Annotated in this window: 19 protein-coding genes and 1 pseudogene; 14 read left to right on the plus strand and 6 right to left on the minus strand. The window is 62.2% G+C overall.

The features are described 5' to 3' along the window. Positions 1 to 36: 36 nt before the first annotated feature. Positions 37 to 1,431: an MFS transporter gene (locus E1748_RS10875; RefSeq protein ID WP_133647087.1), complete on the minus strand. Its 1,395-nt coding sequence runs from the start codon at positions 1,429 to 1,431 to the stop codon at positions 37 to 39. Positions 1,432 to 1,574: 143 nt separating this feature from the next. Between E1748_RS10875 and E1748_RS10880 the strand changes: the two genes are divergently transcribed. Then, the gene (locus E1748_RS10880; RefSeq protein WP_133647088.1) at positions 1,575 to 2,501 is read left to right on the plus strand and encodes a LysR family transcriptional regulator; all 927 of its coding nucleotides are present in this window, start codon (positions 1,575 to 1,577) and stop codon (positions 2,499 to 2,501) included. Between the two features lie 70 nt (positions 2,502 to 2,571). Here the strand turns inward: E1748_RS10880 and E1748_RS10885 are convergent, their stop codons facing one another. Both E1748_RS10885 and E1748_RS10890 read right to left on the minus strand, forming a co-directional pair. Next, positions 2,572 to 2,946, minus strand: a complete 375-nt coding sequence (locus E1748_RS10885) for a VOC family protein (protein WP_133647089.1) — start codon at positions 2,944 to 2,946, stop codon at positions 2,572 to 2,574. Positions 2,947 to 2,979: 33 nt separating this feature from the next. After that, positions 2,980 to 3,702, minus strand: coding sequence for a helix-turn-helix transcriptional regulator (locus E1748_RS10890; RefSeq protein ID WP_133647090.1), 723 nt, complete (start codon positions 3,700 to 3,702; stop codon positions 2,980 to 2,982). 151 nt (positions 3,703 to 3,853) lie between these two features. Here E1748_RS10890 and E1748_RS10895 point away from each other — a divergent pair. From E1748_RS10895 to E1748_RS10910, 4 genes and pseudogenes are all read left to right on the plus strand, one after another. Further along, positions 3,854 to 3,992 (plus strand): annotated as a pseudogene (locus tag E1748_RS10895) (porin); the annotation flags it as partial. Positions 3,993 to 4,399: 407 nt separating this feature from the next. Then, positions 4,400 to 5,509 (plus strand): sugar ABC transporter substrate-binding protein, encoded by a 1,110-nt coding sequence (locus E1748_RS10900; protein WP_133647091.1) that lies wholly within the window; start codon positions 4,400 to 4,402, stop codon positions 5,507 to 5,509. Further along, on the plus strand, positions 5,506 to 6,519 hold the full coding sequence (locus E1748_RS10905) for an ABC transporter permease (RefSeq protein ID WP_133647092.1): 1,014 nt from the start codon (positions 5,506 to 5,508) through the stop codon (positions 6,517 to 6,519). The genes E1748_RS10900 and E1748_RS10905 overlap by 4 nt, the downstream gene beginning before the upstream one ends. After that, complete coding sequence (locus tag E1748_RS10910; RefSeq protein WP_133647093.1) at positions 6,519 to 7,334, plus strand: ATP-binding cassette domain-containing protein; 816 nt, start codon at positions 6,519 to 6,521, stop codon at positions 7,332 to 7,334. The genes E1748_RS10905 and E1748_RS10910 overlap by 1 nt, the downstream gene beginning before the upstream one ends. A gap of 83 nt (positions 7,335 to 7,417) precedes the next feature. Here E1748_RS10910 and E1748_RS10915 read toward each other — a convergent pair whose 3' ends face one another. After that, positions 7,418 to 8,095: a DUF2167 domain-containing protein gene (locus E1748_RS10915; RefSeq protein WP_166653539.1), complete on the minus strand. Its 678-nt coding sequence runs from the start codon at positions 8,093 to 8,095 to the stop codon at positions 7,418 to 7,420. 489 nt (positions 8,096 to 8,584) lie between these two features. Here E1748_RS10915 and E1748_RS10920 point away from each other — a divergent pair, with 489 nt between their 5' ends. Then, the gene (locus E1748_RS10920; protein WP_133647095.1) at positions 8,585 to 10,543 is read left to right on the plus strand and encodes an acid phosphatase; all 1,959 of its coding nucleotides are present in this window, start codon (positions 8,585 to 8,587) and stop codon (positions 10,541 to 10,543) included. 192 nt (positions 10,544 to 10,735) lie between these two features. On the opposite strand, the gene E1748_RS10925 is transcribed toward E1748_RS10920, so the two are convergent. Further along, a complete protein-coding gene (locus E1748_RS10925; protein ID WP_133647096.1) occupies positions 10,736 to 12,046 on the minus strand; it encodes a cation:dicarboxylate symporter family transporter in 1,311 nt (436 codons plus the stop codon). A gap of 109 nt (positions 12,047 to 12,155) precedes the next feature. After that, positions 12,156 to 13,175 (minus strand): 4-hydroxythreonine-4-phosphate dehydrogenase PdxA, encoded by a 1,020-nt coding sequence (locus tag E1748_RS10930; RefSeq protein ID WP_133647097.1) that lies wholly within the window; start codon positions 13,173 to 13,175, stop codon positions 12,156 to 12,158. A 134-nt stretch (positions 13,176 to 13,309) separates the two neighbouring features. Here E1748_RS10930 and E1748_RS10935 point away from each other — a divergent pair, with 134 nt between their 5' ends. The 8 genes from E1748_RS10935 to E1748_RS10970 all read left to right on the plus strand — a co-directional run bounded on the left by E1748_RS10935 (position 13,310) and on the right by E1748_RS10970 (position 21,055). Further along, positions 13,310 to 14,248, plus strand: a complete 939-nt coding sequence (locus E1748_RS10935) for a LysR family transcriptional regulator (protein WP_133647098.1) — start codon at positions 13,310 to 13,312, stop codon at positions 14,246 to 14,248. Between the two features lie 132 nt (positions 14,249 to 14,380). Further along, positions 14,381 to 15,790 carry an MFS transporter gene (locus tag E1748_RS10940; protein ID WP_133647099.1) on the plus strand — a complete coding sequence of 470 codons (1,410 nt, stop codon included), beginning with the start codon at positions 14,381 to 14,383 and terminating at the stop codon, positions 15,788 to 15,790. A gap of 42 nt (positions 15,791 to 15,832) precedes the next feature. Further along, on the plus strand, positions 15,833 to 16,633 hold the full coding sequence (locus tag E1748_RS10945; RefSeq protein WP_133647100.1) for an N-acyl homoserine lactonase family protein: 801 nt from the start codon (positions 15,833 to 15,835) through the stop codon (positions 16,631 to 16,633). 13 nt (positions 16,634 to 16,646) lie between these two features. Then, positions 16,647 to 17,432: an SDR family oxidoreductase gene (locus E1748_RS10950; RefSeq protein ID WP_133647101.1), complete on the plus strand. Its 786-nt coding sequence runs from the start codon at positions 16,647 to 16,649 to the stop codon at positions 17,430 to 17,432. Next, entirely contained in the window at positions 17,422 to 18,828 is a 1,407-nt protein-coding gene (locus E1748_RS10955) for an MmgE/PrpD family protein (protein WP_133647102.1), read from the plus strand. Before E1748_RS10950 ends, E1748_RS10955 begins: the two co-directional genes overlap by 11 nt. Positions 18,829 to 18,845: 17 nt before the next feature. After that, the gene (locus tag E1748_RS10960) at positions 18,846 to 19,745 is read left to right on the plus strand and encodes an NAD(P)-dependent oxidoreductase (RefSeq protein WP_133647103.1); all 900 of its coding nucleotides are present in this window, start codon (positions 18,846 to 18,848) and stop codon (positions 19,743 to 19,745) included. Positions 19,746 to 19,806: 61 nt separating this feature from the next. Further along, positions 19,807 to 20,133 carry an NIPSNAP family protein gene (locus E1748_RS10965; RefSeq protein ID WP_133647104.1) on the plus strand — a complete coding sequence of 109 codons (327 nt, stop codon included), beginning with the start codon at positions 19,807 to 19,809 and terminating at the stop codon, positions 20,131 to 20,133. 28 nt (positions 20,134 to 20,161) lie between these two features. Beyond that, positions 20,162 to 21,055: an NAD(P)-dependent oxidoreductase gene (locus E1748_RS10970; protein ID WP_420819299.1), complete on the plus strand. Its 894-nt coding sequence runs from the start codon at positions 20,162 to 20,164 to the stop codon at positions 21,053 to 21,055. Positions 21,056 to 21,066: the final 11 nt, after the last annotated feature.

The raw sequence follows: 21,066 nt of genomic DNA on the forward strand, positions 1-21,066 counted from the left end.
TTCGGCTGGCCGCGCGGCTGCCGTTGTGCGAACGCTTCAGCTCGCACACGTCGTAACCGGCGATCGGGATTTTTCATGGCTCAGCCATATCGTCACGAGACTCAGCAACGTCATCACGAAGGCGAGGATCACGGCGACATGCAGTCCGTCGATGAGATCGTGAGACTCAGGTTGGATAAGCGAACCAAACACGCCTACGCCCAGGACGCCGCCGATCTGCCGCGCCGTATTCAGCACGCCCGACGCGATGCCGATGGACGACGGTTCGACGTGCGCCAGCACGGCGGTGTTGATCGACGGGACCGCGAGCGCGACGCCCGTGCCGACCGCGAGTAACGGCAACGCCACCGCGAGTGGGCTGCTGTTCGCGTGGATGAACACCAGCGAGAAATAGCCGAGCGCCGCGAGTACCTGACCGAAGACCATTGGCAACCGATGACCAAAACGGGCGGTGAGCCGGCCCGACACAATATTCGCGACGGTCACGACGGCGGTCATCGGCAGGAACGCGATGCCGGTTTCGAGCGGTGTGTCGTGACGCACGCTCTGGAAGAACAGGCTCATCGCGAACATCAAGCCGTAGTAGCCGAAATTCAGGGAAAGGCCGGTTATCGAGCTGACGTTCAGTGTCGCGTTACGGAACAGTGTGAGTGGCAACAGCGGTTGGGTATGTCGGGCCTCGACTGCGATAAATAACGTGCCCGCTGCCACTGTGACGGCGAGGCATGTGATCACCGTCATGCTCGTCCATCCGGCTTTGCCGCTTTCGATGACCGCATACGCCAGCGCGGCCAACGTGAGGACAGCGAGCGTCTGCCCGGCCAGATCGATCCGGCGTGTCGCGTGACGAACAGTGTCCGGTGCATGCCTGATTGTTAGCCAGATTCCGGCGACGCCGATCGGCACGTTGATCAGGAAAATCGACGGCCAGCCGAAACGATCAACCAGCACGCCGCCGACCAGCGGCCCCGCACCGAGCGCAAGCGCCGCGGTGCCGGCCCAGATGCTGACGGCTTTCGCCCGCGCACTCGAGTCCGGGAATGCTGCGCCGAGCAGTGCCAGCGACGACGGCACGCACAGTGCTGCGCCCATGCCCTGCAACACGCGTGACGCGATGAGTATTCCCGCGCCGTCCGAGAGACCGCAGCCGATCGACGCACACGTGAACACGACGAAGCCGCCGACGAACACACGCCGGGCACCGAAACGGTCCGCGAGTGCGCCGGCGGTCAGCAGCAGGCAGGCGAACGCCAGCGTGTACGCGTTGACGACCCACTCGAGCGCCGTTGCATCGATTGCAAGGCTGTCGCGTATGCGCGCGAGCGCGACGTTCACGACGGTCACGTCGAGACAGATGATGACGAAGCCGAGGCTCGTCGCAAGCAGGGCGAGGCGCGATGACCGGCCTGGCGAAGTGAGAGTTTTGCGCATGATGTCCGTGCGTTGATTGGCGCGACTCGGGCCCGATTCGGGTCCGACTGGCCGTTGAGCCGTCGCATGCAGCGAACTGTATTCCCGAAGCAGCGCTTGATAAACGCACGGCAAATTGCAACAGAATCCAATATTATTGAGGAATGGACCTTCTCAAATCGATGACCGTGTTTGTGCGTGTGGTCGAAACCGGTAGCCTGACGGCGGCAGCTGTGGCGTGCGATCTGTCGCCGACGATGGTCGGCAATCACCTGCAGGCGCTGGAAACGCGGCTCGGGACGCGGCTCATTCATCGCACGACGCGCAAGCAGCAAGTGAGCGCATTCGGTCAGACGTACTACGAACGGTGCATCGAGATTCTCGGGTTGATCGACGATTCCGAACGGCTCGCGCTCGATCATCTCGCAACGCCGCGCGGACGACTGCGCGTGACCGCGCCTGTCGTGTTCAGCAACGAATGCCTGATTCCAGCGATCGCCGATTACTACGTGCGTTATCCAGAAGTGAAACTCGACATTGTCGCGACCGACACGCTGTCGGATCTGATCGACGATGGTTTCGAGGCAGCGATCCGGATCGGCACGCTGGGCAATCCGGATCTGGTCGCGCGGCCGCTCACGCCGTATCGGCTTGTGCTGTGCGCGTCGCGTGCGTATCTGAAAGCGTACGGCACACCGTCCACCCCTCAGACACTGCTGACGCATCAGTGCCTGACTTACGCGTATCCGCCGCGCTCCGAATGGCACGCGGCTCAGCCCGAGTGGGTTCTGCATGGTCCGGACGGACCGGTGAGCGTACCCGTCGATGGCCGGCTGAAAATCGACAACGCCGAAGCGCTACGGCGCGCAGTATTGCGCGGCCTCGGCATCGCGATGCTGCCTGCCATCCTGGTGAGCGACGACCTGAGGGCGAAGCGGTTGATCGAAGTGCTGCCGGACTACACTGCGCCCGAGCGGCAACTGAATCTGCTCTATCTGCGCGAGCGACAGACAGCGCCGAAACTGCGTAGCTTCATCGATTTCGTCGTGGAACGCTTCGGCGCGGAAGTGCCGGCGGATCAGGGTGATTGAATGGAAACCGACCACGGACCTCAGCATCTTCCTGAAGCAGCCGTTCGCGCGCTCACGACGGCAAGTATTCTCAAGACCTGGGCCGAGAAAACACATTGACGAGATTGCCATCAGGATCGCGCAGCAGGAGAGAGCGATTGCCCCACGGCATCACCGTCGCCGGCATCACGATAGTCGTCCCGAACGCATTCATCCGCTCGAACACCGCGTCGACGTCGTCCACTTCGAACTCCAGAATCGCCGATTGATTGGCAGCGGCACTGGCAGCGCCGACATTAAAAAGCGCGATCAGACGCTCGGATGAAATCGCCAGCGTCGCGCCTTCGAATCGCACTTCGGCAAATCCATCGGCCGGACGCACCGCGTCGATACCGGAAAGCCTTTGATAAAACCCGACCAGCCGATCGACATCCCCAGTCACCACACGAACCGATGCAAACTTCATTTTGAGCTCCTTGCCAGAAAAAGGAAGCTCAGTCTAACGATGCGTACTGTCAGATTCTGGCAGTATGGTGCGACTGGCGATCTGATTGAGCTTGCGCCACTCGCGCAGCAGTGTCGAACGCCTTTTGGGGTAGCGCTCTTCCCGTTGCTCGACCTTCACGATCCGGTCCGAACGGAAATTCCGGAAATCGCCCCGAAGCTCACACCAGCACATCAGGACCCGCGCCTGGTCGAAATACACCAGCGCAAACGGCCAGACGACGCGCTGCGATTGAATGCCGCTCGCGTCCACGTAGGTGATGTCGAGCTTATGTTCTTCGCGGACTGCGGCGCGCAGAAGATCCGGTGAGACTTTGTGGGCCAGTCGTTTTAACGGCGCGCCGGCCAGCAGCGAAGACTCGTCCAGTTCGCGACGCAGTTCAGTGGGCAGTACGGCGGCGATCTTCGCAAGCGTACTCAACGCGGCGGACGAGAGCGTGCTGCCGCCGCGATCGGCTACCCAACGCATGCCAAGCACCAGCGCATCGAGTTCTTCCGAGCGAAACATCATCGGCGGCAGCATGAAACCCGGTTTCATCACATAGCCGACGCCCGGTTCTCCCTCGATCATTGCGCCTTGCGCCTGCAAGCTGGCGATGTCCCGGTATAGCGTGCGAATACTCACGCCGAGTTCTTCGGACAGAGCCTGGCCGCTCACGGGGCGTCGATGGCGATGCAACACTTGCAGCAGATGAAGGAGACGCTCGGAACGGGACATAGGTGAACCCTGACATCGACATTGAAGTCAATCGACGACGCTATCGGTAACGTCGAGTTGAGCGCGATGGATCGCGTGGAGACAGACATTGCATTGTTGATGATTTGGCTGCCTCTGTCGAACGTCTGGGTCCGGCTGAATCCGGAATTCGCAGTTCAACCTGTCGCAGTACGACAGTCTGTCGAAGCGGACGGACCTGTATGCGCTCGAAGCGTATCAGCGCAAGCGGCCAGACGCCCGGCACGAACGGTGCGGGCTACATCATCAACGCGACGGCCGACATCGGCGATGACCATCGACGCTGCTGCGTCAACTTCCTTTACGTTATCTCCGCGTAAGCGGACGCATGCCGGACCGGTCTGCCTCCACGCCGACCGGTTTTCAAAGTCTATCGTTGTGCTTCCGCGTGATGCATCACCCCCGCATCCTCGCTTTGTCGCTTCCTGGTTTGACGGTCCTTATCCGTGCATCCCAATATTCGGGTCGGTCGGGGTATACATGGACTAGAAGGTGTAACCGCGCTGCACTAACATTTTTGTGCTGCACAGCGCGTATCGAGCGCTTTCAGTCCGGGGTTGTACATCTCCATGCCCGAGTTCCGCGCTACCCAGTGCGCTACCGGTGCCGTCCAGTATCCGCATGCGATCAGGTCAACGTCGGCCACATCGACCCACGAAGAAAAGAACTGGAGGAAGAGATGGCACAGAAACCTGATGACGACCAGGAACACAGTACTAACGGCTTCAACGCGATGCGTCGGGGGCTGATGCAGGGCACGGGATTAGGCGCGGCGCTTTCGCTGCTGGGGATGGCAGGCGGTGCGGGCGGGCTGATCGGCACCGCGCAGGCAGCGGAGGCGGCGTTCCCCCCGCACAAGAAGTGGAAGATCGTGTTCGTCAATCACGTCACCACCAACCCATTCTTCGTGCCCACGCAATACGGCATTCAGGATGCCTGCTCGTTGCTCGGCATGGACTATCAATGGACCGGCTCGGCGACTTCCGACGCGGGCGAAATGGTCCGCGCCGTGAACTCCGCGATCGCTGCGAAGGCCGACGCCATCGCGGTGCCGATCGTCGATCCGACTGCCTTCGACAAGCCGATCCAGGCTGCGCTCGACGCGGGCATTCCGGTGTTCTCCTATAACGCCGACGCGCCGCGCGGCAAGAAGAATCCGCGCCTCGCCTATATCGGCCAGGACCTGTATCTCTCCGGCTATCAGATGGGCGAGCGCATCGTGAGCCTCATCGACAGCGGCATGGTCGCGCTTTTCATTGCGACGCCGGGACAGCTCAACATCCAGCCGCGGCTGGACGGTGCGAGCGACGCGATCAAGAAGTCCGGCAAGAAGATCGACATCCAGACTGTGGCCACCGGCGCGACGGTTAACGAGGAGCTTTCGAAAATCAAGTCGTTCTATCTGGGCCATCAGGGTCTGAAGGGCATGTTCGCCGTCGATGCGGGCAGCACGCAGGGTGTCGCGCAACTGATGAAGGAATCGAACCTTCCCGCGAAAGGCATACATGGTGGCGGCTTCGACCTCCTGCCGACCACGATCCAGCTGATCCACGAAGGCTTCCTCGACTTCACCATCGATCAGCAGCCGTATGTGCAAGGTTTCTATACGGCGATGGAGGCGTTCGTGTTCCTGTCCTCGGGCGGACTGGTCGGGCCGGCCGACATCAACACCGGCCTGAAATTCGTCACAAAAGATACCGTCGAGCCTTACCTCAATACTTCGACGCGCTATGAAGGCAAGACGACCAAGCCGCAAATCGTTCCGATGAGCGGCGCAATCAAGTCGTGACGAACACCGTGAACGAAACCAGCAAGACCGAAGCCGCCCGCGCGCCCGCGCGCGCGGGGGTTTCATTTGCGTCACACTGGGCGCCCGAGCTTCGTATCCTGCTCGTCGCCGTGCTGCTGGCCGCCTACTTCGAATTCGCGAACAACGATTTCCTGCTCACCGACGCGAGCCTCGTCAACCTTTCGCAGTTCATCGCGCCGGTGGCGATCATCGCGTTCGGCGAAATCATGTTGATGATCGGTGGCGACATTGATCTATCGGCGGGCATGGTGTTCGCATTCGCGCCATTCATGATGGTGTTTGCAAACGATGCGGGCGCGCCCATGTGGCTTGCGCTGATCGCAGGGCTCGTGGCCGCGGCGATTGTCGGCTTCGTGAACGGCGCCGTGACGGTGTGGCTGCGGCTACCTTCGTTCGTCACCACGCTCGGCACGCTCTTTCTCATCAACGGTATTACGCTCACCCTCTCGCGCGGTACGCCCGCGTCGACGCCGGGATCGTCTACGTTCTCGGGGTTCATGGGTGCATGGGGCTACAGCGAGATCATCTGGACCGTGGCGATCGCCTTCGCGATGCACGTGCTTTTGCGGCATACCCGCTGGGGCCTGCATACGCAGGCCGCGGGCGCGAATCCACTCGGCGCGGGCGAGGCCGGCATTCACGTGAACCGGCTGCGCCTCGGCAACTTTGTCATCGCCGCGGTGCTCGCGGGCTTCACCGGCATCCTCGAAGCCTTTCGCATTACCTCGATCGACCCGCAGGCGGGCGGCAATCAGATCATGTTTCTTGCCGTGGCCGCCGCCGTGATCGGCGGCACACCGCTCACGGGCGGCTCGGGCACGATCGTCGGCGGTCTCATCGGCGCGGCGGTGCTCGGTATTCTCAACGACGGCTTCACGCTCATCGGCATCAACGCGTTCACGTTCAACATTATTCTCGGCACCGCGATACTGGCGGCGATGATCTTCAATATCCACGTCGGGCGCATTCGCCGCAAGGCAGGGCGGTAATGGACGAATCGCAAACCCCGTCGCAAGGCGTGTCTGCCGCGCTCGAGGCGCCGCTTGCGCTGCGCGGCGAGAACCTCGTTAAACGTTTCGGCGCGGTGACCGCGCTCGACGGCGTTTCGCTCACGCTCGGCAAGGGCGAAATTCTGGGCGTACTCGGCGACAACGGTGCGGGCAAGTCCACGCTCGTCAAGATCCTCACGGGCTTTCATCAGCAAACGGCCGGCACGCTTTACATCGACGGGCAGGAGACACCATTGCGCTCGGTCGATCATGCGCGTTCGCTCGGTATCGAATGCGTGTATCAGGATCTCGCGCTCGCGAATTCGCTGAGCATTTACCACAACATGTTCTTGAACCGCGAGATCGTGCGGCGCGGACCGTTCAAGCTGCTGCTCGACCACAAGCAGATGCGCGAGCGCGCGGCGCAATGTCTCGACGATATCGGCGTGCATGTGCCTTCGGTGGATCTGCCCGTGGAGCGACTGTCGGGTGGCCAGCGCCAGGCCATCGCCGTGGCACGTGCCGTGCACTCCAACGCGAAGATTCTCTTGCTCGACGAACCGCTCGCCGCGATGGGCGCACGCGAGGCAGGGCTCATCATCGATCTCCTGATGCGCTTGAAGGAGAAGGGCGGCCTGTCCATCATCATGATCATGCACAACTACGCGCAGACGCTCGATATCGCTGATCGCATCATGTTGATGCAGCGAGGTCGCGTGACCTATGAGCAAGAAAGTGCGCTGACTTCCGTTTCCGAACTGATGGATATCGTGAGACGGGAGTACCGGGCAATGCGTGCGCCCGACGTGCATTGAGTCCATTTCAGGAAGTATGTCCGACCGGGCAGCGCCGCCGCCGAGCGAGCCTTCAGCGTCAACTTGCTAAAGATTGCAGACGATCATCTATTTGACCTATCTCCGGTTAGCAGGCCGAGCAGATCGTAGGAGGCATAGTGGTCAAGTGTCGGCTTGAAGTCGGAATATTGCGCTGCTGGTAGATAACTGATGTGCGCACTGATCTCGTCCGAGAGTTGCTTCTGTTTTGGGAAGTCTTTCAATGACGGCTGTGTGAATACGTCCACATATCCGTCTTTCCCCAAAATGACCGTCTCGTAGCTCACGAACTCTGATGCAGGGCATTCCGAAGGGCATCCGGCTCTGACGATTGCTGCCCATGCCGTGCGGTGCGCAGCCGCATCGTAGACCGGAGGAAGCGCCCAACCACTGATCTCCACGCTCGGTAGTCCTTGCCGCTTGTTCGACGTGCTGAGGGCGTTCGCCTTTCCCTGCAATATATGCAGGACGTAGTCGGCAGTCCAGGTGCGCGCGTTGTCGCTCACGTGACCGTCATGTCCGATCGTTACCATGACGAACCAGTCTGCTTCACTAAAGAGCCCGCATGGGAAGACCATTCCTGCAGTTAGATTGGGGTCTGTATCTCGGCCTAAGACGTGGAAATACCGTGTGGTGGGACCGTTGCCGACAAAGCACCTATGTTGGGCTAAAGCCAACACTGCGCCGCCACCGAGGTCGATCCGGCTTGGTCCATGAATCGCTGCATGGTCGATGTCGGCCATAGCCGCATCGAGATATATCTCCGTGGTTCGATTTTCCGCCGAACTACTGGAGGCAAGCAAAAATAGAAGCGGGAGTGCACAGAGCCAAATAGAAGTTCTCATCTTTAAGGTCTCAAAACAGGCAACGGTCGCATGGAAATCCTGCGTGAAGGGTGTCTCCTGAATAGCTTTGAGCACCGCCGGATTTACCCAACCTATAGCATCCCGAATGCCGAAAACTCCTCGCGTGGAATCCTGATCGTTTTGTCGTTGAAAATTTAACTGGCGCTGCCGTTAAATCCGCAATCCATCTCACCTGTTCGGTCCCAGCTTACGCCAATGCCTGCTTCCACGCACAACGTGGAGATCTTTTCGCATACCTCCACGTTTTCCGCGTGATCAATAACGCTTCATTGCGACGCCAGACTCTGCGGCTTTCATCAAGCATTCATGAATGTTACCTAACCTCACGCGTTCACTTCCACGCCACCACCAAGAGAAGAACGCGTCATGTACAACAAGAACCTCCAGTCGCTGCGACCATCGGTTGCCGCAGCGTTCACTGCTTTTGCGCTCGCCGCCTGCGGCGGCAACGTCGACAACGCAGCGCCCGGACAGATCGCCGTGCCGGCTGCTCCAGCTACACCGGCTTTTGTCGACTCCGCTGCTGCGCCCGCCGGCGTCCCGGCATTCGTCGACACGGTCGCGACGAACCAGCGCGGCGATGCGCGCTTCGCGACGCTCGACACCAATGCGGGCGTACGCGTCGTCGCTCCGTATCTCAACTATTGGAAGCCGCTCACGGAGATCGTGGATGCGGGTGTCAACGCGCCGGCCGTCGGCTCGTTCCCGGCCGTGGTGCAATCGACCGCCACTGGCGTACCGACGGACGGTACGCCCAACGGCACCATTCTCAACGCGTCGGTCCTTGGCGCGAACATTCAGTACGTCGTCACGACGACCACCGGTCGCACGTCAGCGCAAGCCGATGCCGCGTATTACGACGACCGCCGCGGCAAGGGCTACAGCGTCACTGACGGCATGGGTCCGCTGACCGCGAGCTGGCGCACGGCAGCCCAGCAGAGCACGTCTATCACGTCGATTCCAGCCGATGCGACGTCCGTCGCGTACAACGACAGCGGCAACAACACGGGTGTCGGCAGCACATCGAACGGCACGTTCGGCAAGGTCGTCGATCTGGTCAATGCACTCGGCAACAACGCGTCGACCGAACCGGCCAAACGCTTCTACAAGTATCCGCGTCCATTCCGCTGGAGTTCGAGTGTCGTCGTGGTGCCGACGCTCGTTCCGGTGGAAAGCACAACGCCTGCAACCGATGGCGGATTCATCAGCGGCCACACCGCCGAAGCGGTGCGTGACGCGATCGGGATGGCGTATGTGGTCCCCGAGCGCTTCCAGGAAATGCTGAGCCGCGGGCTCGAACTGGGCGAGAACCGTATCGTCGCAGGCATGCATTCGCCGCTCGACGTTATCGGAGGGCGCATGCTGGGTATCGCTTGCGCAGCGGCAAATCTGTACGACCCGACCAACGCCACGCTCAAGTCCGACGCGTACACGCAGGCCCACACGGCGCTGGTGTCGTTGACGGGGACATCGGCGACGACGTTCAACGCGTTTGCGCATTCGGGCGACATCAGCACCGATCGCTTTGCCGACTACGCCACCAATCGCGCTAACTTTCTGCGTCGCATGACGCTCTCCTTCTCGCAGATCGGCGCAACCAACGCTGAGCCGATCGTACCGAAGGGAGCAGAAGTTCTGCTCGAGACGCGCTTTCCGTATCTCGACGCCAACGCGCGCCGCGTTGTGCTAAAGACCACCGAAATGGCTTCTGGCTATCCGCTGATGGACGACGCCGAGGGCTGGGGACGCCTCAACCTGTTCGCCGCTGCGGACGGTTACGGCGCGTTCAACGGCAGCGTAGTCATCGCGATGGATGCGAGCAAGGGCGGCTTTAGCGCGGCGGATACCTGGCGCAATGCGATTTCCGGCGCAGGAAAACTGACGCTGCAGGGTAGCGGCACGTTGACGCTCGCCGGCACCGACACGTATTCGGGCGGCACCGAAGTGCAGGGCGGAACGCTGCGCGCCGCATCGGGGAGCGCGTTCGGTAGCGGCGATGTGTACCTGGGTTCGGGCACGCTGGCGATCGGCGCGACGCAGGCAGTCGTTGTCGCCGGCAAGTACACCCAGCTTCAGAACACGACGCTCGAACTCGACGTCGGTTCGAACGGGCAAGGTCTACTGCGCGTTGGCGGGCAGGCAACGCTCGCAGGCGGCACGCTGCACGTGAAATTTGCGAGCGGCTATACGCCGAAGTCCGGCGACTCGCTTGATCTGATCTCCACGGGCGCGCTGTCGGGACGCTTCACTTCCATCGTGGTCGATGGATTCACTGCTACGCCGACCTATGACGCGACGGGTTTGCATGTGCAATTGAAGAGCTAGGTAACGTTTGTTGCGGGTCGCCGGGTATTTGCCCGGCGACGTTGGTAGATGTTTTCATCTCGTCTATCACCGCTTTCGTGCGATTCGAAGTGGTCGGGTAGCCTCTTCGAAAGTAGATGTCCCGCTTAAAGCCCGACCGACCGTCGCGCGCCGTGCTGCATTCAACGATCGGCTCCGGCCAATATAAATCGACTACACCTTCAGCCGCAGCTCACTCCGCATCTTCTGCGCATCGCATTCGCCTTCCCACTTGCCGACCACGATCGTCGCGATCACGTTGCCGACGATATTGATCACCGCACGCGCCTCGGAGAGAAAGCGATCGACAGCCAGCAGCAACATCAGTCCTTGCAGCGGCAGTACGCCGGTCGCGGCCACCGTTGCGGCGAGCGTCACAAAGGCCGCGCCGGTGACGCCCGCTGCGCCTTTCGACGTCAGCAGCATCAAACCGAAAATGCTCGCCTGCTGAAGCCACGTCAGGTGCAGTCCATAGACCTGCTCGATGAACAACACGCTGATCGGCAGCGTCAACGCGACACCGGTCAGATTGAATGAATAGCTGGTCGGCAACACGAGTCCGACGACCGCGCGCGACACGCCGAGCCGATCGAGCTTGACCGCCAGTTCAGGCAGCACCGATTCCGACGACGAGGTCGCAAGCGCGATCAGGATTTCACTGCGGATATAGCGCAGGATCGGCATGAGACGCAGGCCGACGATACGGCATACGAGCGCGAGGACGATGCCCGTGAACAGCACGACGCTCGCATACGCAGTCAACACCAGTTTCGCCAGGGCAAGCAGCGTGGCGATGCCAAACGCACCGACCGTAAAGCCGATTGCGCCCAGCACGCCCAGCGGCGCGAACAGCATCACGATGCCCGTGACCTTGAACACGACCGTCGTCATCCGTTCCAGTCCCTCGACGATGGGTTGCCCCTTCTCACGCGAGAGCACCAGCGCGGTCCCGAACAGCACGGCCAGCACGAGAATCTGCAGCAGGTCGCCGTGCAGGAATGGGGCGAGCAGGTTGTTCGGGATCAGCTTGAAGAAAAAGCTCGAGAACGACGGCACGCTTTGTCCCGCTGTATATCGGGCAATTTCCCCGGATATGCCGCCGGTGGGTGGCGTGACACCGTCTCCGGGCCGCACGAGGTTGCCGATAATAAAGCCGAAGAGCAACGCGATCGTCGTGAGGATTTCGAAGTAAATGATCGCCTTGATGCCGATGCGGCCGACTTTGCGCATGTCGCCAACCTGCGCGATACCGGTCGTGATGATGAGAAATACGATCGGCCCGATGACCAGCTTGATCAGACCGATAAACATGTCCGCGAGCGGCCGCAATGCGACGCCAAGCTTCGGATCGATCCAGCCGACCAGGGCGCCGCATGCGACGGCGAACACGATCAGCAGATTCGGGTGTCTCCAGTAAGCGCGCCGGGCACGCTTACGCGGCACCGCATACGACGCGGGCGCCGTGTCATTGGTCAGACCCATCATGTCTCCTCCTTTTATAGTCGACGCGCAGCAGGCGCCGACGGCGGGGCTTTGTACGCAGCGGCGTGGCGTCCCGCCAGCCGGCGTGGACTGCCCGCCTGCTGTCAAACCCTCAGACGTGCGCGACCGTCTTCGGTGTGCGCCGGGCAAGCGCATTCGCGCAGGCGACTTCGAAGGCTCGTGTCATCGCGCCGACGTCGGCTCGCCCTGTACCGACGATGTCATACGCAACGCCATGCGCCGGGGTCGTATAGACGGCCTTGAGGCCGCCGGTCATCGTGACGCCTTCGCTAAAGCCCAGCAGCTTGGTCGCGATTTGCCCCTGGTCGTGATACATGATGACCACGCCGTCGAATTCGCCGTTGCGTGCCTTGATGAAGATGGTGTCGGACGGCAACGGACCCGTGCAGGGCAGCCCGGCTTCGCGCAACGCGTCGAGCGCCGGGCGGATCACGGTGATCTCTTCGTCGCCGAACAGGCCGTTTTCTCCTCCGTGCGGATTGAGTGCCGCCACGCCGATACGCGGCGAGGTCTTGCCTGCTGCTCGCAGCGTGTCATAGGCGAGGCGCACCGCGCCCTCGATACGCTCGGCTTTGACCATATCGACGGCTACGCGTAGCGCGACGTGCGACGTCACGCGAAACGTCGAGAACAGATTGATGATGTTGACCTCGCCAAAATACCCGACGTGCCCGGTCCAGTCCGCGAACATCTGATGTTCGTCGTGATAGTTCCAGCCGCCTTTATGCAGCGCCGCTTTATTCAAGGGTGCGAAGCAGATGCCGTCCAGTTCTCCGGCGAGCGCGAGGTCGGTCATGTACTTGAGCGTTTCGCCTGTGAGCCTGCCGGACTCGGCGGACAGCACGCCGCGCGGGAGTGTCTCCGGATCGATGTTGCCGAGGTCGATCAGCGGTACGGCTGCTGAGTCGAAGTCGGCCTCGCGCACGCTCCCGATCTTGCGATAAGCCAGCTCGACGCCGGCATCGCGCATGCCGAGCCGAAACACGCGCTCGTCGCCGATCACCAGCACGTTCGCCTGCGTGCGCGTGGCCGGGGAACCCAACAGCCTGGCAATCAATTCGGGGCCGATGCCGGTCACGTCGCCGAGCATGAGTCCGATAGTGGGTTTCATCGTTTTGTCTTCCTTGATTTTGGATGTTCGAGTGGTAGCAGGCGAAAAAAGTATAACGACGCAGCTCGCTTCTGATAATGCAATCTCAACTAAGCTATTATTAAATTCAATTAACAAGTAAAGGAGGCAACGCGATGGATCAGGTTTCCGATCTTTCGTTCTTTGTCCGTCTGGTCAAGCACGGCAGCCTGTCGGCATTGGCGCGTGAGCTCGGCGTCACGCCGCCGGCCATCAGCACGCGACTGTCGATCCTCGAGAAGAGGCTGGGTGTGCGTTTGTTGAATCGCACCACGCGGCGCCTGAGCGTCACGCAGGAGGGCGAGCTTTACCTGGAGAAAGGTTCGCGCCTGCTTGCCGAACTCGACGAGCTCGACGCGCAGGTGTCGAGCCGGCGAACCGAGCCCAAGGGGTTGCTGCGCGTGAATGCGACGTTTGGTTTCGGGCGGCGGCATATTGCGCCGGCCATCTCGGCATTCGTCGAGCGCTATTCGGAGGTCGAGGTGCAGCTCGTGCTGACAGACCGCGCGGTCAATCTGACGGATCAGGCGTTCGATGTCGGCATCTGGTTTGGCACCGTGCCCGATTCGCGCATGGTGGCGCGCAAGATTGCCGCGAACCGGCGTTTCCTGTGCGCGGCACCTGCTTATCTGAAACGCGCAGGCGCACCGGCGACGCCGCACGATCTGCAGCGCCATCAATGCATCGTGCTGCGCGAAAGCGACGCTACGTATGGCACCTGGCATCTTGCCCGCAGACGCAAGGAGGAGTCCGTCAAGGTACGCGGCCCGCTCAGCACCAACGACGGCGAAACTGCGCTCGCCTGGGCACTCAAGGGCCACGGCATTCTGATGCGTTCGGAGTGGGATGTCCGGCAGCATCTCGATTCGGGCGCGCTCCGCGAGGTCTTGCCCGAGTGGTCGTTGCCGCAGGCGGACGTCTACGCTGTGTATGGCGAACGGGCGAACCTTTCCGCGCGAGTCAGTGCACTGATCGACTTTCTGACCGACTGGTTCGCGCAAATGCGGAACTGGCAGACGGCGCGACCCAGGCGCGGGCGCGCGAAACCCGCCTGACCCGTTTGCGTCACCCCCTACCCATTCGGCGGTCACTTAAAATATTGACAGATTGTATGACAGGAATATAATCAGTTCGCATTGAGCTCAGCCGGACACCGGTTGTGCCACCACGATGGATGGAGACACGCCATGCTTGCTGAAGCCCGTATCGGGGCACGCCTCGACAGCGTTCCGCTGTCCCGCTTCCACTGGCGGTTGCTCGCGCTGATCGCGGCCGGCATGTATTTCGATTCGTTCGACATCTACATCGCCGGCACGGTGCTCGCTGCGATGATCCACAGCGGCGAATCTACGTTGCGCCTCAACGCGACGTTCGTGTCAGTGACCTTCGTCGGCATGATGGCCGGCGCGTGGCTGTCCGGCGTGCTCGGCGATCGCTACGGTCGACGCTTCTGTTACCAGTTCAATCTCGGCATCTACGGCTTCGCGTCGATTGCGGCGGCGCTCGCGCCGTCTATCTACTGGCTGATCTTTTTCCGTCTCGTGATGGGCGTCGGGATGGGGGCGGAGATCGTCGTCGGTTACGGCACGCTGAGCGAATTCATTCCGCCGAAGTGGCGCGGCCGTTTCGGCACGATCCTCAACCTCATCATCAATACGTCGCTGTTCCTGTCGACGTTTCTCGGCTGGCTGATCGTCCCGCATTTCGGCTGGCGCTGGATGTTCGCGATCGCCGGTTGCGGCGCGCTTGTCGTGTGGTTCCTGCGCAAGACGATGCCGGAGTCGCCGCGCTGGCTCGCATCGAAAGGACGCGAAGCCGAAGCACGCGAGATCGTGCAATCGATCGAAGCGGCAAGCGGCATCGCACCTTCGACCGAGGCGGTGTCGCCTCTGTCGGCGAAACTCGCCGCGCAAACACAGCAGGAGCCCGCACGCATTCGCGACCTCTTTGCACGCGGCATGCTCACGCGCACGGTCACCGCGATCACCGTGCTCGTCGCGCTGTTCATCGTGAACTATGCGTTCGTCAGCTGGATTCCGACCTTTCTCGTGAAGCAGGGCCACAGCGTGTCGAGTTCACTCGGCCTCACGGCGGTTATGTTCGCGGGCGGCCCAGTCGGTTCTCTGATTGCGTTTGCACTCGCGGAGCGCGTCGGACGGAAGTGGGGCACTGTGATGTTCTCGCTGATCTGCGCGGGGTTCGGCGTTGCCTATCCGTTCGCGCAGTCGGCGACGGCGATCACCGCACTGGGCTTCGCGATTACCGCATGCATCTACGTGCTGTCGTCGTTCAGCGTCGCGAGCTATGTGCCCGAATTGTTCCCGACTGCGCTGCGGCTGCGCGGCGCGGGCCTCGCGAATACGGTTGGGCGCGGCGTCAGCATTCTCGTGCCGTATGCGGTGGCTGCTGCGTACACGGGTCTCGGCATCGCTGGCGTGCTTGCGCTGATCGTCGGGACGCTGCTGGTGCAGGCGGTGATCGTCGGCGTGTTCGGCGTCGAGACGAAGCATCGCTCGCTCGAAGAAATCGCGGTCGAAGCGCAGGATGCCATGGCCGCCGGACGCGGCGAAGCGCGCGCAGGGGCCGCGCAGAGCTAGAACCGCCTGCCAACCGAATCGCACATCAGGATGGAGACACACATGAGTCAGCCGATCGAGCAGTACCGCATCTTCGCCGTCAAATACGCTTTTCACGATCGTCCCGCGCGCGACAACTTCATCGGCGGCGATCCGCACGATGTGTCGATGCCGCTCGATTACTTCGTCTGGGCCGTGGTCGGCGAATCGCGCGTGTTTCTCGTCGATAGCGGTTTCGATCAGACAGGTGCGCAGCAGCGGGGCCGCACGATCACGAATCCGGTCGACAGCGGTTTGCGGCAGATCGGCATTCGCCCCGAAGAAGTCGAGGACGTCATCATCACTCACATGCACTACGATCATGCGGGCAATCGCTCGATGTTCCCGCGTGCGCGCTATCACGTGCAGGATCGCGAGATGGCGTACTGCACCGGACGCTGCATGTGTCACCACCCGCTCAGTCATCCGTTCGAACCGGAGGACGTGAAGTCGATGGTAGGACGCGTGTTCGACGGTCGCGTGCAGTTTCACGACGGCGTGTCGCAGCTGGCGCCCGGTCTGAGTCTGCATTGGGTCGGCGGACATACGGACGGTCTGCAGGTCGTCCGTGTGCATACCGAACGCGGCTGGGTCGTGCTCGCCTCCGACGCGTCGCATTTCTACGCGAACATGGACGAGGCGCGGCCGTTTCCGGCGGTCTACAACGTCGGCGACATGCTCGAAGGATTCCGCGCGGTGCATCAGCTCGCCGATTCGCCTGCGCACGTCGTGCCGGGTCATGACCCGCAGGTTCTGCAGCGCTACGCGGCACATGACCGCGAAACCGAAGGCTGGATCGCGCGTCTCGATGTCGCGCCGCGCTGATCCGGAGCACGCCATGTCACTCGAAGGAAAAAGCGCGTTGATCACCGGCTCGTCGAGTGGGCTCGGCTTTGCGATGGCCGATGCGCTTGCACAGGCTGGCTGTCGTGTTGTGCTGCATGGGCTCGAACCTGTGTCCGATGGCACGCGCGCCGCGCAGACGCTGACGCAGCGCTACGGCGTTGACGCGCACTACGTGCAGACCGATCTCGCTGCGCCCGATGGTGCCGATCGTCTTGTCGAAGCGGCGAGCGCACATGTCGGCTCGGTCGACATCCTGATCAACAACGCGGTGATCCGTCACTTCTCGCCGGTCGAGACGTTGCCGCTCGCGCAGTGGAACACCGCGCTCGCGGTGAATCTGACGGCTGCGTTCCGCGCAATCCAGTTGACGCTACCCGCGATGCGCGCACGCGGCTGGGGGCGCATTTTCAACATGACGTCGGTGTACGGCGCGCGAGGCGTCGCGAATCGCGTCGATTACGTGACGACTAAAACCGCGTTGCTCGGTCTCACGCGCGCGGTTGCAATCGAGAACGTCGGCACCGGCATCACCTGCAACGCGATCTGCCCCGGCTCCGTATCGACGCCGAACATCGAAGGACGAATCACTGCATTGATGCAGGAACGTGGGATGAACCGCGACGACGCAGTGCGCGAATTCCTGCAAGGCAAGCAGCCGACCGGAGAACTCGTCGATGCGGCACACGTCGGCGCGATGGCGGTGTTTCTGTGCGGCGACGCGGCGAGCCAGATCACCGGCGCGATGATGCCGATCGAAGGAGGCTGGCTTGCAGCGTGAACCCGACCATGACGTGAATCGCGCGTCCGGACCGACCGCTGCATTGTCGGCGTTCGTCGCGAACACGCCATCGCAGGCGATACCTGATGCGGTGCGTTATGAAGCGAAACGCGCGCTCGTCAACTACTTCGCGGTGGCGCTCGCGGGTTGCGGCGATGTAGACATCGGCAATGCAGTCGACGTTTACAGCGGTTTCAGCAGCAGCGCGACGATCGGACTGATCGGCCGCACGGAACGAACCGACGTGCTGAACGCAGCCGCATTGAATGCGATGACGGCGAACGTCCACGACTTCGACGACACGCATCTGCCGACGATCATCCATCCGACCGCACCCGTCGCCGCCGCGCTGTTCGCACTCGCGGAAGATCTGCAGCACAAAGGCACGCCGTTAAGCGGCGAACGTTTCCTGACCGCGTTCGTACTCGGCGTCGAAGTGGAGTGCCGGATCGGCAACGCGGTGTCTCCAGGACACTATCGACGCGGCTGGCACATCACCTCGACGTGCGGCGTATTCGGCGCTGCCGCTGCCGCTGCGCACGTGATGTGTCTCGACGCGACACGCATCGGCTGGGCGATGGGGCACGCGTCCGCCCAGGCGGGTGGGCTTGTCGAGACGCTGGGCAGCATGTCGAAGAGTGTCAGCGTCGGCAATGCCGCGCGTAACGGCGTGGTGTCGGCGCTGCTGGCGGCGCGCGATGTGCGCGGTCCGGCGCACCCGCTCGAAGGCGAGCGCGGCTTTCTGCGCGTGACGTGCGACGAACCCGATTTCTCCGCGATCACCACGCAGCTTGGACACGACTGGGCATTGCAGTCGAACGCATACAAACCATACCCATGCGGCGTCGTGCTGAACCCGGTGATCGACGCGTGCCTCGCTTTGGCCCGCGACGAAGCGCTAAAGCTCGACGAGATCGCACGCGTCGAACTGACGGGACATCCGTTACTGCGTGCACGCACCGACCGGCCGAATCCGAAAAGCGGACGCGAAGCGCAGGTCAGCGCACAACACGCGGTCGCGGTGGCGCTTGCAACCGGCCGCGCAGGGCTCGCCGAATTCAGCGATGCGGCAGTAGCCGATCCTGCATTAAGCGCATTCGGCGCACGCGTCGCATTCGTCGACGACCCGCAATTCGAAGTGGAGTCCGCACAGGTCGTGCTGCATCTCGTGTCGGGCCGCACGCTCGCGTGCAAGGTCGATGCGGCGCGCGGCAGTCTCGCCGCGCCGCTCACGGATCACGAACTGGAAGCGAAGCTCGCGACGCTGGCGGCATACGGTGGCTCGACGGTCGATCCGCAGCCGCTGCTCGCGTCGCTGTGGTCACTGGACGCGGCCGACGACGCATCGACACCGATGCGCGCCGCACAGCCCACGCTCAATCGATATTCAACTTGAACGAGAAAGGAACCAACATGGCAGAGCAAAAATGGATCGGATTTGTCGGCGTCGGCGTGATGGGCCGGCCGATGGCACATCGCCTGATCGCCGCGGGTCATTCGCTGATCGTCTACGACCGCGATGCGGCCGCTGTCGAAGCATTGAAGGCAGAAGGCGCACGCGTCGCTTCGAACGTACGTGAAGTCGCGGACACCGCACGGATCGCATTCACAAGCCTGCCGACGCCCGCGATTTTCCGCGACGTCGCACTCGGCGAAGGCGGCCTTTCGGGCGGCAGCGCATTGAAAGTGCTGGTCGATCTGTCGACGGTCGGTTCGCGGATGGAACAGGAAGTCGCGAAGGGACTGCTCGAAAAAGGCATCGACACGGTCGACGCACCGGTGAGCGGCGGCGCAGCCGGCGCGCAGAAGGGCACGCTCGCGATCATGGCTGCGGGCAAGCGCGAAGCGGTCGACGAAGTGCGTCCGCTGTTCGAAGTGCTCGGCAAGCTGTTCGTCGTCGGCGAGCAGCCGGGGCAGGCGCAACTGTTGAAGCTGTTGAACAACATGCTGTCGTCGACGGCGCTTGCGATCACGTCGGAAGCGTTTGTCGCGGGCGTGAAGGGCGGGCTCGATCCGGACGTGATGATGGAAGTCATCAACGCGGGCAGCGGCAAGAACGGCGCGACGCTCGACAAGTTTCCGAAGCACGTGCTGCCGCGCACATTCGATTTCGGTTTTCCGATCGCGAGCGTGTGCAAGGACATCGGGCTTGCTGTCGATGAATGCCAGGCGCTCGGTGTGCCGATGTGGCTTGGCAACACCGCGCGGCAGATGTGGAACGTCGCTGCCGCGCAGGGCGGTCGTACGCGCGACATGACGGAGCTGGTGCGCTACGTCGAGCAGTGGTCGTCCGGCGATGCGCCTGCGGACTGATCTGCAATTGAGATACCCTTGATCGGTCCATTCCGGACCATCCAACTGGAGACCTGATCCCATGATCGTCGAAATGCGAATCTACCATTGCGCGCCCACCCGTCTGCCGGCGTTGCTCGACCGTTTCTCGAACATCACGCTCGCCTTCTTCGATAAATACGGCATCAAGCAGATCGGCTTCTGGACGACACTCGCCGGCCCGAGCAATCACTCGCTGACCTACCTGCTGCAATGGGAAAGCCTCGCCGAGCGCGAGCAGAAGTGGAACGCATTCCAGGCCGACGCGGACTGGATCGCGAAGCGCGCGGCGACCGAGGCCGAACGGCCGATCGTCGAGCGGATCGAAAACCAGCTGCTGACGCCGACCGCGTTTTCAGCGCTGCGCTAACCGCGCGACTCACGAGGAGAGCATGCAGATGGTTCGACCACTTCGACCGCAGCGCATCGGCTTTATCGGCCTGGGCATGATGGGCACGCCGATGGTGCTGTGTCTCGCGAAGGCAGGCTTCGACGTGTTCGTCGCCGATACCGACGAAGCACGCGTCGCCGCTTTGAGCGTTGGCGAGCGGGTCCAACCGCTGCATGCGGATGACGCAGCATCGCTCGACGTATTGATCACGATGCTGCCGAATTCGGCGATCGTCGAGCATGTGCTGCTCGGCGAAGGCGATAGTTGGAGCACGCGCCTTCAGCGCGGCGCAACGGTCATCGACATGAGTTCGTCGGAACCGGCGCGTTCGCGTGCACTCGGCGCGACGCTCGGCGACGCGGGCCTCGATTATCTCGACGCGCCGGTGTCAGGCGGCGTGAAGAAAGCCACCGACGGCTCGCTCGCGATTCTCGTCGGCGGCGAGGCGGCGGTACTCGAACGCGTGCGTCCGGTGCTCGATGCGATGGGCAAGAGCGTGCTGCACATCGGCGCAGCAGGTGCGGGCCATGCGGCGAAAGCGCTGAACAACTACGTATCGGCTGCTGGACTCGTCGCGACCGTCGAAGCGTTGCAGGTGGCTCGTCGCTTCGGCATCGACCCGGCAACGATGACCGACGTACTCAACGCATCGACGGGGCGCAGCAACACGTCGGAGAACAAGGTGCGTCAGTTCATGCTGAGCGGCACGTTCGCGTCGGGCTTCGCGCTGCAACTGATGAACAAGGATCTGAAGATCGCGCGTGCGCTGGCCGAATCGCTCGACTACCCGATGGAACTCGGCGAAACCTGCACGGCGATGTGGGATCGCGCCGCACAGCATTCGACACCCACGACCGATCACACCGAAATGTACCGGCTACTTTCCGGAGAGGCGTCATGACGCAAGTGAAC

The sequence above is a fragment of the Paraburkholderia flava genome, assembly GCF_004359985.1.
Classification (GTDB): domain Bacteria; phylum Pseudomonadota; class Gammaproteobacteria; order Burkholderiales; family Burkholderiaceae; genus Paraburkholderia; species Paraburkholderia flava.

What these genes read in the sequence shown, in the direction of transcription:
- E1748_RS10885 (WP_133647089.1), bottom strand. Translation starts at nt 2,946, where the DNA reads ATGAAGTTTGCATCGGTTCGTGTGGTGACTGGGGATGTCGATCGGCTG.
- E1748_RS10880 (WP_133647088.1), top strand. Translation starts at nt 1,575, where the DNA reads ATGGACCTTCTCAAATCGATGACCGTGTTTGTGCGTGTGGTCGAAACC.
- E1748_RS10930 (WP_133647097.1), bottom strand. Translation starts at nt 13,175, where the DNA reads ATGAAACCCACTATCGGACTCATGCTCGGCGACGTGACCGGCATCGGC.
- E1748_RS10890 (WP_133647090.1), bottom strand. Translation starts at nt 3,702, where the DNA reads ATGTCCCGTTCCGAGCGTCTCCTTCATCTGCTGCAAGTGTTGCATCGC.
- E1748_RS10960 (WP_133647103.1), top strand. Translation starts at nt 18,846, where the DNA reads ATGGCAGAGCAAAAATGGATCGGATTTGTCGGCGTCGGCGTGATGGGC.
- E1748_RS10875 (WP_133647087.1), bottom strand. Translation starts at nt 1,431, where the DNA reads ATGCGCAAAACTCTCACTTCGCCAGGCCGGTCATCGCGCCTCGCCCTG.
- E1748_RS10900 (WP_133647091.1), top strand. Translation starts at nt 4,400, where the DNA reads ATGGCACAGAAACCTGATGACGACCAGGAACACAGTACTAACGGCTTC.
- E1748_RS10915 (WP_166653539.1), bottom strand. Translation starts at nt 8,095, where the DNA reads ATGGCCGACATCGACCATGCAGCGATTCATGGACCAAGCCGGATCGAC.
- E1748_RS10940 (WP_133647099.1), top strand. Translation starts at nt 14,381, where the DNA reads ATGCTTGCTGAAGCCCGTATCGGGGCACGCCTCGACAGCGTTCCGCTG.
- E1748_RS10965 (WP_133647104.1), top strand. Translation starts at nt 19,807, where the DNA reads ATGATCGTCGAAATGCGAATCTACCATTGCGCGCCCACCCGTCTGCCG.
- E1748_RS10945 (WP_133647100.1), top strand. Translation starts at nt 15,833, where the DNA reads ATGAGTCAGCCGATCGAGCAGTACCGCATCTTCGCCGTCAAATACGCT.
- E1748_RS10920 (WP_133647095.1), top strand. Translation starts at nt 8,585, where the DNA reads ATGTACAACAAGAACCTCCAGTCGCTGCGACCATCGGTTGCCGCAGCG.
- E1748_RS10925 (WP_133647096.1), bottom strand. Translation starts at nt 12,046, where the DNA reads ATGATGGGTCTGACCAATGACACGGCGCCCGCGTCGTATGCGGTGCCG.
- E1748_RS10970 (WP_420819299.1), top strand. Translation starts at nt 20,162, where the DNA reads ATGGTTCGACCACTTCGACCGCAGCGCATCGGCTTTATCGGCCTGGGC.
- E1748_RS10935 (WP_133647098.1), top strand. Translation starts at nt 13,310, where the DNA reads ATGGATCAGGTTTCCGATCTTTCGTTCTTTGTCCGTCTGGTCAAGCAC.
- E1748_RS10950 (WP_133647101.1), top strand. Translation starts at nt 16,647, where the DNA reads ATGTCACTCGAAGGAAAAAGCGCGTTGATCACCGGCTCGTCGAGTGGG.
- E1748_RS10910 (WP_133647093.1), top strand. Translation starts at nt 6,519, where the DNA reads ATGGACGAATCGCAAACCCCGTCGCAAGGCGTGTCTGCCGCGCTCGAG.